General features: G+C 46.9%; 13 protein-coding genes. 5 read left to right on the top strand and 8 right to left on the bottom strand.

Going from position 1 to position 14261, the window contains the following annotated elements; translation table 11 throughout:
* The first annotated feature begins 10 nt into the window (after positions 1-10).
* From AC5ZC7_RS19805 to AC5ZC7_RS19815, 3 genes are read left to right on the top strand one after another with little or no spacing between them, the layout of a single operon-like run.
* Complete coding sequence (locus tag AC5ZC7_RS19805) at positions 11-1903, top strand: RagB/SusD family nutrient uptake outer membrane protein (protein WP_496157163.1); 1893 nt, start codon at positions 11-13, stop codon at positions 1901-1903.
* Between the two features lie 18 nt (positions 1904-1921).
* Entirely contained in the window at positions 1922-3094 is a 1173-nt protein-coding gene (locus tag AC5ZC7_RS19810; protein ID WP_496157162.1) for a DUF5000 domain-containing lipoprotein, read from the top strand.
* Positions 3095-3114: 20 nt separating this feature from the next.
* Positions 3115-3801 carry a DUF4998 domain-containing protein gene (locus AC5ZC7_RS19815; protein ID WP_496157161.1) on the top strand — a complete coding sequence of 229 codons (687 nt, stop codon included), beginning with the start codon at positions 3115-3117 and terminating at the stop codon, positions 3799-3801.
* A 37-nt stretch (positions 3802-3838) separates the two neighbouring features.
* Here AC5ZC7_RS19815 and AC5ZC7_RS19820 read toward each other — a convergent pair whose 3' ends face one another.
* The 6 genes from AC5ZC7_RS19820 to AC5ZC7_RS19845 all read right to left on the bottom strand — a co-directional run bounded on the left by AC5ZC7_RS19820 (position 3839) and on the right by AC5ZC7_RS19845 (position 10513).
* Positions 3839-4219 carry a hypothetical protein gene (locus AC5ZC7_RS19820; RefSeq protein ID WP_496157160.1) on the bottom strand — a complete coding sequence of 127 codons (381 nt, stop codon included), beginning with the start codon at positions 4217-4219 and terminating at the stop codon, positions 3839-3841.
* Positions 4220-4304: 85 nt separating this feature from the next.
* Positions 4305-5282 (bottom strand): Gfo/Idh/MocA family oxidoreductase, encoded by a 978-nt coding sequence (locus AC5ZC7_RS19825; protein ID WP_496157159.1) that lies wholly within the window; start codon positions 5280-5282, stop codon positions 4305-4307.
* Positions 5283-5403: 121 nt separating this feature from the next.
* On the bottom strand, positions 5404-8112 hold the full coding sequence (locus AC5ZC7_RS19830; RefSeq protein WP_496157158.1) for a ferritin-like domain-containing protein: 2709 nt from the start codon (positions 8110-8112) through the stop codon (positions 5404-5406).
* 340 nt (positions 8113-8452) lie between these two features.
* Positions 8453-8956, bottom strand: a complete 504-nt coding sequence (locus AC5ZC7_RS19835; RefSeq protein ID WP_496157157.1) for a GNAT family N-acetyltransferase — start codon at positions 8954-8956, stop codon at positions 8453-8455.
* A 72-nt stretch (positions 8957-9028) separates the two neighbouring features.
* Positions 9029-9997, bottom strand: a complete 969-nt coding sequence (locus AC5ZC7_RS19840) for a PKD domain-containing protein (RefSeq protein WP_496157156.1) — start codon at positions 9995-9997, stop codon at positions 9029-9031.
* 78 nt (positions 9998-10075) lie between these two features.
* A complete protein-coding gene (locus tag AC5ZC7_RS19845; RefSeq protein WP_496157155.1) occupies positions 10076-10513 on the bottom strand; it encodes an SRPBCC domain-containing protein in 438 nt (145 codons plus the stop codon).
* Between the two features lie 135 nt (positions 10514-10648).
* Here AC5ZC7_RS19845 and AC5ZC7_RS19850 point away from each other — a divergent pair, with 135 nt between their 5' ends.
* Together AC5ZC7_RS19850 and AC5ZC7_RS19855 are read left to right on the top strand one after the other, a co-directional pair.
* On the top strand, positions 10649-11479 hold the full coding sequence (locus AC5ZC7_RS19850) for an SDR family NAD(P)-dependent oxidoreductase (RefSeq protein WP_496157154.1): 831 nt from the start codon (positions 10649-10651) through the stop codon (positions 11477-11479).
* A gap of 12 nt (positions 11480-11491) precedes the next feature.
* A complete protein-coding gene (locus AC5ZC7_RS19855; protein ID WP_496157153.1) occupies positions 11492-12307 on the top strand; it encodes a helix-turn-helix domain-containing protein in 816 nt (271 codons plus the stop codon).
* A 40-nt stretch (positions 12308-12347) separates the two neighbouring features.
* Here the strand turns inward: AC5ZC7_RS19855 and AC5ZC7_RS19860 are convergent, their stop codons facing one another.
* Together AC5ZC7_RS19860 and AC5ZC7_RS19865 are read right to left on the bottom strand one after the other, a co-directional pair.
* Complete coding sequence (locus tag AC5ZC7_RS19860; RefSeq protein ID WP_496157152.1) at positions 12348-13007, bottom strand: hypothetical protein; 660 nt, start codon at positions 13005-13007, stop codon at positions 12348-12350.
* 292 nt (positions 13008-13299) lie between these two features.
* Positions 13300-14121 carry an alpha/beta fold hydrolase gene (locus AC5ZC7_RS19865; protein WP_496157151.1) on the bottom strand — a complete coding sequence of 274 codons (822 nt, stop codon included), beginning with the start codon at positions 14119-14121 and terminating at the stop codon, positions 13300-13302.
* Positions 14122-14261 lie beyond the last annotated feature (140 nt).

Consider the following 14261-nt stretch of genomic DNA (forward strand, 5'->3'; position numbering starts at 1 on the left):
TCTCAGCGCCATGAAACGATTGATCTGTTTTATACTTATACTGGCTGGCCTTACTTCCTGTAAAAAATTCCTGAACATCGTACCTGATAACGTAGCTACGCTGGAATATGCCTTCCGTAACAGGCTGGAAGCACAAAAGTATCTTTTCACCTGTTATAGTAGCATGCCTCCGTTAGGCTCTCTCTCCGGTAATCCGGCTTTGCTGGGCAGCGATGAACTGATTACCAACTATCCTGGCTACCGCAACTACAGCGATATTGCCGGATACAATGCCGGAATTTTGCTCGGACAACAAAACAGGGTATCTCCTATCTGCGACTTCTGGGAAGGAGGCTCCTTCAGGGCACTACGCGAGTGTAATATCTTCCTCGAAAACATAAACAAGGTACCCGACCTCACTGACCTGGAACGCAAAAGATGGATTGCAGAAGTTAAATTCCTGAAAGCCTATTATCATTACTGGCTGTTCAGAATGTATGGTCCTATTCCACTGATCAAAAATAACCTGCCCGTCTCTGCGTCGCCAGAGGAATCCAGGATATCCCGTGCACCGGTAGACGAGGTAGTGGCCTACATTGTATCGCTGCTGGATGAAGCTGCACCTGATTTGCCTTCTGTGCTGATGAATGAAACCGAGGAATTAGGACGCATCACACAAGCAATTGCACTATCCGTAAAAGCAGAGGTACTGGTTACCGCAGCCAGCCCATTATTCAACGGGAATCCTGATTACGGCAATTTCAAAAATAAAAATGGGAGCGCTTTATTCAATCCTACCTTTTCCGCAGAAAAATGGGACAAGGCTGCTGCCGCCTGTAAAGTGGCCATCGATGCCTGTGACGCACTCGGCCTGAAGCTATATAAATATATTCCCCGGGTACAAACCTATGCACTTTCCGACACCACGCTCACTCAAATGAGTATCCGTGGTGCTATTACTGAAAAATGGAATTCCGAAATTATCTGGGGTGCCTCCAATTCATACTCCGACTGGGGTATGCAAGTAAATGCACAATGCTATCTCAGCCCACTGGGCGCCAACAGCACCGTGAAACAAAACCTGGCCGTGCCTATCAACATGACAGAACTGTTTTACAGCAGCAACGGCGTACCTATTTCGGAAGACCGCTCCTACGATTTCGGTAACCGCTATACCCGGTTAAGACAATCCAACGCAGACTATCGCTTTTATATCAAGAACGGCTATACGACAGCACAAATTAACTTTGACCGCGAACCCCGCTACTACGCCGACCTCGGCTTTGACGGCGCCATCTGGTATGGTTCCGGCCGACTGGACGACAACAATCCTTTTTGGGTAGAATCTAAACTGAAACAAGCAGCAGGTAGCGGCGTGGGTACCAACTTCAGCGTATCCGGCTACTGGCCAAAAAAACTGGTCAACTTTAACAACGCTTACACCGAAAAAGAGTATACGGTACAAGGATACCCCTGGCCCATGATGCGCCTCGCCGAACTATACCTGCTCTATGCAGAAGCATTAAACGAATCTGCCGGACCCTCCGCTACCATTTACAATTATATCGATAAAGTAAGAGCCCGGGCAGGACTACAAGGCGTAGTTACTTCCTGGCAGAATAATTCTACCAAACCTACCAAACCCGGCACCAAAGAAGGGCTACGGGATATCATCCAACAGGAAAGAATGATAGAAATGGCCTTTGAAGGCAAAAGATTCTGGGACATACGCCGCTGGAAAACAGCCGCACAATATATCAACCAACCAATCACCGGCTGGAATATCATTGGAACAGAAGCGGAAGATTACTATCGTATCAAAGTACTGTATACACCCAGCTTTTCTCTGAAAGACTATCTATGGCCTTTATCAGAGAATACCGTGACCGTAAACCCTAATCTCGTTCAAAATCCAGGATGGTAAACCAGTAAACAAATTTTTATGAATGCAATCAATACTTTCCGCCTGCCTTTCGTCCTGTTACTGGTACTGCTATATGGCTGCACCAAAATGGAAACGCGCAAGCCACTTTCCACCGGAGGCCCCAAACCTAATGTAGTGAAAGATGTAGCTGTTGTTAACGGGAAAGGCACCGCTACCATCAGCTACACACTACCTGCTGATCCCGACATCCAATACGTCATGGCAGAATACAATGTAAACGCTACCTTAAAACGCCAGGCGAGAGTTTCCCGCTATGGCAACAGCATTACCGTGGATGGATTTAATAATAAAGGAGAATACCCTGTATCCATTTATACGGTCAATAGTGGAGAAGTCAAGTCCGATCCGCTGGTGGTAAAAGTGAATGTAGATACTCCAGCCTTCCGTATCGTATACAAAAACCTGCTCATGCAGGAAGACTTTGGTGGCGTAAGTGCTTCTTTCACTAATCCCACCAAAGCCAATATCGCAATCTCCATTATTGTACGCAATAAAAACGGCGAATTCACACCTACGGAAACCTTCTACACCGCATCGGACAGTGGACGCTTCGCCGCCAGGGGATTTGATACCACCAAACAAACCTTTGGTATATACGTAAGAGATCAGTTCAATAACTACTCTGATACCTTGTTCAAAGAAATGTCGCCTTACGAGGAAAAAATGCTGGATAAAGGGAAGTTCCAACCTTATGTACTCCCTACCGACATGCCTTCTGCTTATGGCTGGGTACTCTCCAACATATGGGACAACAACCTTGGTTCCGGTTATCATACTCCCGAACCGGTTCCCCTCCCCGGACACATCACCTTTGACCTGGGTGTAACCGCTAAACTCAGCAGGTTCAAACTCTGGCAAAGAGACGATGGACTCTACTATAAATGGGGCAACCCTGCCAAATGGGTCATGTACGGCTCCAACAACCCGGATCCTGCTGGCAGCTTTAATGGCTGGACCCAGCTCCTGGTATGTAATTCCCGGAAGCCCTCCGGCAGCCCTCAGGGTACCAATACGGAAGAAGATATCAACTACATCAAAGCCGGGGAAGAATTCACCTTCCCCATCACTAATCCTGCAGTGAGATATATCCGGATGGAATTCATTGAAAGCTGGTCTTCCAGCCCACGCATCCACTTTATGGAAATTACCTTCTGGGGTACCATCCAATAACATTTAAATCATGCGACCACATGAAATACTTTTCATACCTTCTAGTTATCAGCGCCCTGCTTATTTCCTGTAAAAAGTGGGACGACTACCGGCAACTGGTGCCCAACGGAGAAATCCGCTATCCCGGAATTGATTCTGTCATCACTGGAGGTCCGGGAAAAAACCGTATCCAGCTTACCTGGTGCCCCACACCAGATGCCAGCGTAAAATACTATGTAATTTACTGGAACAATATGTCAGATTCGCTGAAGATAATGTCCAAATCCAGCAATCCAAAAGACACCCTGCAGGCCCTGCTCTCCAACTTACCGGAAGGCGCCTATGACATTACCGTATATGCCTTTGACCAGGCAGGCAACCGCTCTATGCCAAGAAGTGTAGCTAACGCCCGCGCATACGGTAATATGTACATCAGCAATTTATACAACCGGTCACTCACCACATCAAAGCCCTGGGAATACCTGGATGAATCCAGGTTAATACTATATTTTAACCGGCCAGATACCATCAATATCAATACCGAAATAAAATATATCAATCAGCAGGATCAATTGCAATCTGCGTATATCCTTCCCAGTGACACCAGCATTATACTCAACATTAAGCACAACACCTGGGTGTGGCGCAAATCAGCCTTCATCCCCACGCGAACGGCCATTGATACGTTCTATGTGAACAGGTATGATTCTGTTTTTGTAGCACAATAAAAGGAAAAGGCGTCCCGGTGGAGACGCCTTTTCTTTTCTAATTTACTTTCCTTTTTTGCTGTTTCTCCCAGTTAATAACGTAAAACACAGGAACATCACCCACAGCATTGGCAGTATCAACTTTATAGAAAAACCCGGTAACCACTATTTCACTATCATAAATAGCATTCCCAATCTCTTCTCCTTCATAAGGTGAGGATCCTGCTAACATAATGTCACGTTGTTGGTTATACATTTTTTTTAGGGAATCAGGATAGGTAATATGTCCTTTCAGCAAGTATGCGTCCAAACACTCGGTACATTCATGATGTTCTATCACCAGGGTATCGATGATAGCGGGAAAAGGGGTATGATTACCTCGTCCCGAACAGGCTAACAGTAAGAGGATCATCACCATGCTTAAATATAGGTTGTTCATGCTATCATTATATTCTTTGACATGCCCAAACTCAGGCTTGCAGGTATCAAAAAGGGTATTTGATATAATTTTTTTCGGGAGATATCTACCGCGGTTTCGTAAAACTATCCATTAGTTGCATAGACAATATCGCCTGCTCCCCGGAACATGGATTCGGCCCGTGTCCTAAAAAATAGTTGGTCACGGCCGCTATCATAGGCTGCTGCACATGTGGTAACGCATCGAACGTAAACGTTTCTGACAGCCCATCTTTATGCAGGGTTACCTTACTCCCAAACACCGGGAAAGTAATGGAACCGGCCGACCCGGTTATTTTGCAAAGATCCTGCTGCTCTTCTTTGGCTACTGAAAAACACCAGGTACCATCGAACGCCACGCCATTTTCAAACAAGATATGCCCGGTAACGAAATCGTCTGCCGGCGATAATCCCGCCTGGTTCAGAGCTATTCCAGATGCATACTGTGGGGGCCCGAAAAAGTAAATCATCAAATCCAGTTGATGCGGCGCTAAATCATGAAACAACCCTCCTCCGGAAACAGCCGGATCCAAACGCCAGTTGTTGCCCGTATTGGCAATCAGTTTGGTCGAAGGCGGCTGTAACATTTGTAGCGACGCAAAACGAACGGCGCCAATAGCATTACTGTCCAACAGCGCTTTTACTTTCAGAAATACAGGTTGCGCCCTTCTGTAATGTGCCACACTTAACTTCACGTTCTGCCGGATAGCTGCTTCGTTCATACGAATGGCCGCCGCCGCATTGAGTGTCATAGGTTTTTCTACGTATACCGGTTTACCGGCGGCAATCGCCATGAGCGTATAATCTTCATGTTGTAGCGGCGGTGTGGCAATGTATATCGCATTTACCTCCGGATCATCGATCAATTGCTTCGCATCACTGTACCATTTCGGTACACCATGCCGCTGCGCATAATCTGCTGCTTTAGCTGCATCCCTGCGCATCACCGCTACCAATGAAGAATGTGGTACTTTATTAAAAGCCGGTCCACTCTTTACTTCGGTTACGTCGCCGCAACCTATAATGCCCCATTTGATTGTTTCCATAAAATGAAATTACGAATTACAAATTACGAATTACGGATTTGCGTAGAGATCTACACGAATAATATTCGCGTTTACCATCTCCTCACAAATCCGTAATTCGTAATTTGTAATTCGTAATTATCTACACTACATACGGCAGCTGGAATGCGGGGCCTGCTGTAGTACCATCATTCAAACCAGAAGGCGTTTGCATCAGCTTCCGCGCCAACAAGTCCAGTGAATACATGGAGCCAATCGCTTCTCTTAGGAAATGTGGCTCTCCATTAAACGTCCGGTGTAAGCCATTCAGCAAAGCCTGGTAACCTTGTGCAAACTGGGTAGCCAAAATATGCGCGGTAGAGCCTTTCGGATAATTGGCCGGCTGCGGATCATCGGCCATCGGGTAAACGCCTTTTTCGTCAAATGGAATAGGCGTACCGGTATACGAATAGGTTTCACCGTTGCTTACCAGGTGATGCCCGGCCACTATTTCTGCATATTTGTAGTAGTGCGCCAGTTCTCCTTGTCCATCAAATGGATTGGTAGCTTTAGTTCCCTCTCCCTGGTCCATGATCTCATCAATAGCATCCAGGGCATCCTGCAGGGAAGTGATCACGTATAATTTCCCCATGCCGCTCCAGTCAGATACCTGTTTATCGGCATGACCAAACGTTATCTGACCTGCTCCACTCAAATCTGTCAATGCCTGTTTCAGCTGTTGATAGAACCAGCCAATGGTATACAGGCTTTCTTCTCCCATCAGCGCCGGACGCAGGGAACGGAAACGTTGCTGGATAATTTCTTCCGGTTCTTCGATCGACATAAAGCAATCACGTATCTGGTCAATAGAACAGCGCCTTAAACGCACCGTAAGACCAGCACGCAGCCCACCAGGCAGGGAGCCCGGATATTTAGGCACAAAGCGGGAATGCTTGATATTCGGGCTACCACCGATAGAAATCATGATGTTGGATACCAGCGCCATATGCAACATTTCCTCCATTACCACGCTGCGGATTAAACCGGCTACTTCTATGTTACAATTAGGCTTAATACTGTACAAAGCGCACAGATAAGGCGGAATAGTAGAGTGTTCCAGCTCAATAGCGGTTTGCAGCGCCCTATGCAGGTCTTCCGCAGAGTCCAGGTTCATGTACACCGGGTTATCCAGCCATTTACGGATCATATGCAACTTACCACCAGACAGGTCACGGGTAACCGGCATATAGTTAGGACTGGAAATAGGTGTATGAAAAACATTCTTCAGGATGTTAATACGCTGCCGTACCTGTGCGTAGTCCGACAGATCCACAATAGGCCGCATCACGGGGTACAGATCAGCATACTGTTGAAAAATGGGCTGTACATGTTCTACCCAGTTAGGTTCATCCGGTATTTTATACTCCGTATATATCAATGCATTCAACAACTGATTTCCATTTTGGACAGCCCCTACTACCGGTGGTGTAGTGCCCAGCTGGTAGGCCACTCCGTATACTTGTCCGTCGATATACTTTCTGGGGTTGCCAGGGTTGGCCGCCGTCATCGGCAGTTCTACGGTACCATCTGTACCCGTGGTGAGGTTGAGTGGAAAGGTGAAGGCCGACTGGGGTTGTCCTACATTGGTAGGTCCTGATACCGGCCCCTGTTTGATTTGCCCTTCTATGGTGGTAGGGTCATATATCAGCGTGATAGGTGCATTGGGCAGTGGCTTACCGAAGGCGGTGGCATAAAACTTAGTGACCGCTTTTTCTCCGGGATCCATGCGGAACACAAATTTATCTGCACGCAGAAAAGTACCATCGCTGTTTTCCGATAACACCATCGGTGTTAATACACTGGGGAAGCCTGCAAATATTGCCAATGGATTGGAGGCTACCAATGTTACCTGATCAGGGGTGAGTGTAATGGAAGCAAGTCCGCCGGAAAGGGTGTACCAACCCGGATCGAGGTAGCGTATTTCACCCAATGATACAGGGGCGCCGCCGTTGGCGGGCGTTACACCGAGGTAAAGCTTGCCGTTATCTGTCATAGGGCCGCCGGGGCTCTTGCAGGGCAAACTATTACCAAGGTCGATCGTTAACACATTATTATCTACTACGCAATAAGCGGTATTTGCCGTAAAAGGAGATCCTGGCACTGCGCTGAGCATCCTGCCAGCGGTAAAATAATCCGGTTCTTTGACTCCTTGCTGACCAATGGTGCCCACCACACGGCCTAATGTGAAATCAGGCTGAGAGGAATTATCCTGGAAACCATCTACATTGAATTTAATACTGAGTTTTTCTGGTACCACTCCCGTGGCGGATACGGAAGCCAGCTCTTTCAGGAAGCGGGATTCTCCCAGGTTCACCCAGTTTTTGATGTTTAATATGCTCTGGTAAAAGGCGCCAAAGAAGGAATCCGGCTGACCTTGTGGATAGCGTACCCAGATATCGCCAAAGGGAGCTTCTTTAAAATCGCCTTTGAAGCCAATCGTATGCTCATTACCTACAATTACCTGGAAGCCCCACAACTCAGACACCATCTGCTGTTCCGGATCCAGGTCCACTATTTTTCCTTCTGCCCGGCCGTCTGCACCGGTTACAGGCAAGCCTACCACCGGGTCTTGCGCGGGATCGTCACAAAAAGTACCATCCAGGTAATATACCCGCTTTACGGAACAATCATATAAGCGCCAGGCGCCGGTACCATTGGGATTCCACCAGCCATTGCTGGCGCCCGGGCCGGGCATGTCATAACTGGTTTGAAACTGGGCAGTATTAAAGTGCTGCGGGTCGTTGTTCACGGTGGATGGATCCGCCTGAAACTTCCCCGAAAATTGCAAACGCGGGCTCTGTAAATAACTCATACGTAAATAAGTGTTTGGGTTTTATAAGAAAGTGTGGAAACGATTAGTCGTTGTATGCATTCCCTGCTTAGCAACAGGACATAACAATCCGGCACATTACCTATGAGCAAATGCTATATCAAAAACAATGAAAAAACAGGTGACTACCTATCTGAAGAATTATGCAGGCAAATCATATATTTAAATGGTTATTATGAGGAATATCAAAATATGCGCTCAATCTGATTGAGCTGGTCGTCTATAAAAATAGTGGATTTTCGGATAACTTAAAACGGATTAACAAAATCGATTTAAAAAAAAATGATACGGATATCATTTTACAAAAAGGTAGCGATCCAAACTATGCAGGACGCTGTATCACAAAATACGTGACCTCCCCATATTCCCTCACTAAATTAGGCAGGCGCTTAAATCCTGTTTTCTCCAACACCTTCCGGGAGCCTATATTATCAGGCGCTGTCACCGCCACCACTTCGTTTGTATCAGTGTTGGCAAAACAATATTCCACCAGTGCCCTGCTCACGGCGGAGCCAATACCTTTCCCCCACCAGGCGGGACTTAACGTATATCCTATTTCCACCTGGTGGGGTACTTCTGCAAAGTATCGTGCCAGGCACATCCCGATAAATTCATGGGTAACAGCATCAAAAACTGCCCAGCGACTGAACAGTCCTTTCTGATAATCTTCCAGGGCTATATGAAACATCTCGACATATTGCTCCGGCGACCGGTAAGGTAAGTACATCGTTACGCGTTCATCTTCAAAAAGCGTGGTAAACAAAGATATTTCTGTGGGCAAAAATTCACGGATAATAATCCGTTCCCCCTGATAAAGTATGCGCATAGCAGTTCGTTAGAGATGGAAAATTAACTCACTTCTCCCAAACATCCATATTTAAAAACCATCTCCTGGTGATTACCTGAAAAATGGGCTGGCATTCAATATGGCTTTATCTGCCGGCAGCAAAATACAATTTGGATAATTGGCGTAGCCAGTCCACATAATAGCAGCTGGATCCTGGCTATCTGGATGTGCCAGTCCGAATGCATGTCCCAACTCATGCCCGCCGCCACCAATCCATCTTTTAGGATTGAAGTTCTCCGCATTGGTACCCTGTAATCCTTTCAGGTCCTGGTCGCCCATGGCACAAAAGCCGGGTGCGCCCGCCCCTCCTCCGGGAGCAGCTACATACACGAAGTACACATAGTTGCTGGTATTAAATTTATTTCCCAGCAATTGCTGCACATCATGGTAGGTATTATAGTACCCATAAAAACGGGGATCAGTGCCGCTTATGCTGCCGTTGTTACTATTGTACCAGGTACTGTCGTGCCCACCGGTTAATGTATCCACCACGAAAGCATTCAGCACAAAAGTTTTATGGTTGCCCATCTGATTTTTATACCAGGTTTGCAGCTCCAGTATGGTATGCTTCAGCACATTATAGTAGTCGGCATTGTACTTTTTATCACGGGGAGTCACCAGGTATACCGCCACCGATTTATCCAGTAAGGGTTTCCCTCTTTCGGTGATCACGACCGTCTTCACTACGCTATCCTTTCCACCCTCTCCCATTACCAGCAATTTCACATAATAAGTGCCAGCTGCGGCAAATGAATGTTGCGGATTTCTTTCTGTTGATGACAACCCATCTTCAAATGTCCAGGAGAAAGTGGTGGCATTGGTAGATGCATCTGTAAAATTTACGATACCGGGTAAGGTGCCATCGTTTGTTACTGCAAAAGAAAAATCAGCTTTGGGGGCAGGTTTGGGCGTCACCGGGGTAACAGGTGTTACCGGGGTATCTTTGGTATCCTCTTTTTTGCAGGCCAGGAGGACAATGCAAAAAATCAGTGGTAATGTAAAAGCAAGGGATGATTTCATCCCACAAAAGTACAGGCCACGGCTGCCCACCACAACGGCCATTTTTAGCTATTATTTCCCTCGCTGAAATAAGCTACTTTACCTGCTGCTTTTTTCCACCTCCCTCTTTAACATGGCCAGCGTACCATTCCAGTAAAAATTGAGATGTTGATAAATCGTGTCGGTTGGAAAATTGGAAAGGTCCAGTGAAAGTTGTGTATGTGTGCCTTCCGGCTGCAATACAAAACGGAGTACAGTATGATTGTCCGGTATATCCGGCAAACGGGATAAGGAGCTTAAGAAATTATAACTCAGCACCTGTTCGGGCACATATTCCAGCACCGCGCCTTTGTTTTCAAACCGGGTGTGGTGAAAACCGCGGATCACGATAGGACTGCCGGCTTCCCAGGTAGTCATTATTTCCAATGCCATCTCCGGATCTCCCATCCAGGTGGTCATGCGTTGCTGGCTTGTTAATGAGTGCCATACAGCAGACACCGGCGCATGGATCATTATTTTTTTACTGATGGTTTCCATTTGTTGGCTATCTCCTAAAATTTTCTGGTATATCTACAAATATCAACAAACCTTCTGAGCGTTTCAACAAAATATGATGAACGTTTTAACAAAATACTTTCTCTCCCAAGGTCCGACCTTTGTCAAAAAGATAAGATGATGAAAAAAGTTTGGTTAATCACCGGCAGCTCCCGGGGATTAGGAAGAAGTATTACGGAAGTGGCACTGGCCAGCGGCGACCTGGTAGCCGCTACTGCCCGGAATCCGGAAACCCTTGGCGACCTGGTACAACGATACCCGGAACACATTTACCCGCAGCAACTGGATGTTACCAACGAGGCGGATATCAGGACAGTAGTAGCAAATACCATCGCAAAATTCGGACGTATAGACGTGCTGGTTAACAATGCCGGCTTTGGCATTCTAGGCGCTGCAGAAGCTTACAGCGATGAACAGGTAGCGTTACAGTTGGCCACCAATCTCTACGCACCTATTGCCATTACCCGCGCTGTATTGCCGCACATGCGGCAACAACGGACCGGTCATATCCTGCAAATCAGCTCTATTGGCGGCAGAACCGGCAATCCGGGACTCACTGTTTACCAGGCGGCCAAATTCGGATTAAGCGGCTTCAGTGAAGCCCTCGCAAAAGAAGTATTACCACTGGGTATACGGGTTAGCAGTGTAGAACCCGGAGGCTTCCGTACCGATGCTTTTAGCACCATGTCAACCGCGCCTGCCATACCTGGCTACGAAACCACCGTAGGCGCCAGAGCAGAAATGTTTAAAAGCAGTAACTTTAACCCGCCGGGAGACCCGGCAAAAGCGGCAACAGCCATCCTTCAACTGGTGAATAGTCCCACGCCACCCATACACCTGCTATTAGGCAGCGATGCGGTGAACCGGCTGCAACAAGCCATGGAAGCTAATCAACAGGAAATGGAAAAATGGCGGTCGCTGAGCATTTCTACCGACGCCGATGACTGATCCTTTAATCATATGACGACTTCTTCACTCCACAAGTACCATTCTCCGGTTGCCTCCTCCTGCTACACGACATTGCACCGGGAAGGCGAACAGTTCATACCCGAATATGTTTTCAGCTACCAGGTATCCGGTACCATGGAGATGAATGATGGACAGCACTCGTATATCTTCCATCCGGGCGACTACAGGTTAGGACGGCGCAATCACCTGATGAAGTTTAAGAAGATACCACCGGAAGGAGGCGAATTCAAATCGCTTTCGGTACAGTTTGATCAGCCCTTTTTACGCAGCTTCAGTATGGAGGCGGCACATACCGCCGCCACGGCCACCAGCCATTCACCGGTGATCCGTTTACCACAGGATCCGTTGTTCAAAAATTATTTTGATTCGCTACCCGCCTATCTCCCACTACATGAAAAGGACGATGTACTGCTGGTAACGTTGAAACTCAGGGAAGCGGTGTTGTTGTTGTTAAAAGTGGATCCTATGTTGAAAGACATCCTTTTTGACTTCAGTGATCCGGGGAAAATAGACCTGGCAGCATTCATGAGCAAAAACTTTCACTTCAACGTACCACTACAGCGGTTCGCCTATCTGACGGGCAGGAGCCTGGCTACTTTTAAACGGGATTTCGAAAAGATATTTCATATAACGCCCAGCCGGTGGCTGCTGCAAAGAAGACTACAGGAAGCGCATTACCTCATCCGGGAAAAAGGACGGCGCCCTTCTGATATATACCTGGACCTGGGATTTGAGGACCTCTCCCACTTTTCATTTGCTTTCAGAAAGCAATACGGCACCGCGCCTACAAAAATCAATATAAATTAACAGATGGACCCGCCGTAGCGTGTCCATCTGTTAATGATCGTTATGCTAGTACTGGCTCGGTATTCTTATCTGCCCAATAACCTAATATCACAAACAACCACTGCAACTGTGCAGACCAGGCCAGTGCTATTACACTCGCCGGCGCATCACCCCAGTAGTTAGATAACTGTACTGCCATCAATAAAGCGATGTTGATCCAGAAAACAATTCTCGCTTTGGCATTCAACGGCCGGGTAGCCCGCAGATACAGCACTATACCTGTGATAAATAATACCAGCTCCACCACTAATGTTCCTGCAACGGACGACCAGAGTCCAAATCCAACCTTGGCAGCGCCGGCAGCAGGGGTTAACGGTAAATCCTGGAAGTGTACTACCAGGTCCAGCAACCAGTGACTCAATACCGCCACTCCCAGAATAAGGGCGTTGCGGAAATTTCTTTTAACAGCGTAGTGAACAGCGCCAAACAGGAGACCCAATATTAATGCTCCTACCAGGCTGTGGGTGAATGGGTAACTGATAAATTCAATGGTTCTCGTGCCGCCCAATTCCGGATGTAATGCTACCTTTTCTACTCCCAACAGCAGTAAAGTAGGCCATACAAGATCAGAAAACTGAACAGCCATAAACAGTGTTCCTAATGAAAGGGTGGGGGCTAATTTTTTTGTGGCCATCCCAAGTCCAAAGTGTCCGATAAACATAAATAAGCAGTTTTAGATTACCATCGTTTTTATTTGAACGATCAGCATCACAAATATTGCACTTGTCCGGCATAGTCCACTTGATAAATATCAAGAAAATTTTCAATGGCTTTTTTCTTATCCAGTCGGGTATTAATTGGGGCGAAAGGCAAATTGGCTAACCGTAACGACTATACGTGGAGCTGAAAGCATAAAGCGGAAAGCAAAAAGCAATTTTAGCGGGTGATCATTGCGGATATTATAAACGCTTTGATCACCCGCTAAAATTGCTTTTTGCTTTCTGCTTTATGCTTTACGCTTTAAAAAAGGCTAGTAAATCTTTATTAATCGTAGCAGCTTCCGTGGTAGGCATACCATGCGGGAAGCCGGGATAAGAAATGAGTTGTCCTTTTTTCAGGAGCTTAACTGCTTTAGCACCGGAGATAGCGAAAGGAACAATCTGGTCATCTTCTCCATGTAGCACCAGCACCGGTATATCTACGCTTTTCAGGTCTTCTGTAAAATCTGTTTCGGAGAAGGCCTTTACACATTCATAATGTGCGATAGCCGCTCCCATCATTCCCTGTCGCCACCAGTTATCTCTGACACCCTGAGATATCCTGGCCCCTTCCCGGTTATACCCATAAAAGGGAATCGTGAAATCCTGGAAGTATTGTGCCCGCTGCGTAGCCGTATTTTGCCTGATTTCATCAAATACAGCGATCGGCACGCCATCCGGATGCTGATCGTTTTTCACCATGATAGGCGTTACTGCACTGATCAATACGGCCTTGGCTACACGACCTTTTCCATGTTTGGCCACATAGCGAATCACTTCTCCGCCACCAGTAGAATGTCCTACGTGGATAGCCTCTTTTAAATCAAGTGCCTGTGTAAGCTCTGCCACATCTGCTGCATACGTATCCATGTTATGCCCCTGCGCAGTTGGAGAAGATCTTCCATGTCCCCTCCTGTCGTGGGCAATCACGCGATAACCCTGTTGCAGAAAAAATATCATTTGCCCATCCCAGTCGTCGCCCGACAGCGGCCATCCATGATGAAATACGATTGGCTGACCGGTACCCCAGTCTTTATAGTAAAACTCAGTGCCGTCTTTTAAGATAATCTTACTCATGGTTTTGGATTTAAATAGTGATCAATGTGGTTCCTGTTAACACCCATACAAAAGATCTTGTTCACGCGGGATGTCCGTTTTCGGACAGGCATTTCCGGCAGTATGAACAGTTATAGAAAAAACGAATACATAACTAAACG

It is taken from the genome of Chitinophaga sp. 9-1-y (assembly GCF_059511905.2).

What these genes read in the sequence shown, in the direction of transcription:
- AC5ZC7_RS19840 (WP_496157156.1), bottom strand. Translation starts at nt 9,997, where the DNA reads ATGAAATCATCCCTTGCTTTTACATTACCACTGATTTTTTGCATTGTC.
- AC5ZC7_RS19855 (WP_496157153.1), top strand. Translation starts at nt 11,492, where the DNA reads ATGACGACTTCTTCACTCCACAAGTACCATTCTCCGGTTGCCTCCTCC.
- AC5ZC7_RS19830 (WP_496157158.1), bottom strand. Translation starts at nt 8,112, where the DNA reads ATGAGTTATTTACAGAGCCCGCGTTTGCAATTTTCGGGGAAGTTTCAG.
- AC5ZC7_RS19825 (WP_496157159.1), bottom strand. Translation starts at nt 5,282, where the DNA reads ATGGAAACAATCAAATGGGGCATTATAGGTTGCGGCGACGTAACCGAA.
- AC5ZC7_RS19845 (WP_496157155.1), bottom strand. Translation starts at nt 10,513, where the DNA reads ATGGAAACCATCAGTAAAAAAATAATGATCCATGCGCCGGTGTCTGCT.
- AC5ZC7_RS19810 (WP_496157162.1), top strand. Translation starts at nt 1,922, where the DNA reads ATGAATGCAATCAATACTTTCCGCCTGCCTTTCGTCCTGTTACTGGTA.
- AC5ZC7_RS19805 (WP_496157163.1), top strand. Translation starts at nt 11, where the DNA reads ATGAAACGATTGATCTGTTTTATACTTATACTGGCTGGCCTTACTTCC.
- AC5ZC7_RS19820 (WP_496157160.1), bottom strand. Translation starts at nt 4,219, where the DNA reads ATGAACAACCTATATTTAAGCATGGTGATGATCCTCTTACTGTTAGCC.
- AC5ZC7_RS19850 (WP_496157154.1), top strand. Translation starts at nt 10,649, where the DNA reads ATGATGAAAAAAGTTTGGTTAATCACCGGCAGCTCCCGGGGATTAGGA.
- AC5ZC7_RS19860 (WP_496157152.1), bottom strand. Translation starts at nt 13,007, where the DNA reads ATGTTTATCGGACACTTTGGACTTGGGATGGCCACAAAAAAATTAGCC.
- AC5ZC7_RS19835 (WP_496157157.1), bottom strand. Translation starts at nt 8,956, where the DNA reads ATGCGCATACTTTATCAGGGGGAACGGATTATTATCCGTGAATTTTTG.
- AC5ZC7_RS19865 (WP_496157151.1), bottom strand. Translation starts at nt 14,121, where the DNA reads ATGAGTAAGATTATCTTAAAAGACGGCACTGAGTTTTACTATAAAGAC.
- AC5ZC7_RS19815 (WP_496157161.1), top strand. Translation starts at nt 3,115, where the DNA reads ATGAAATACTTTTCATACCTTCTAGTTATCAGCGCCCTGCTTATTTCC.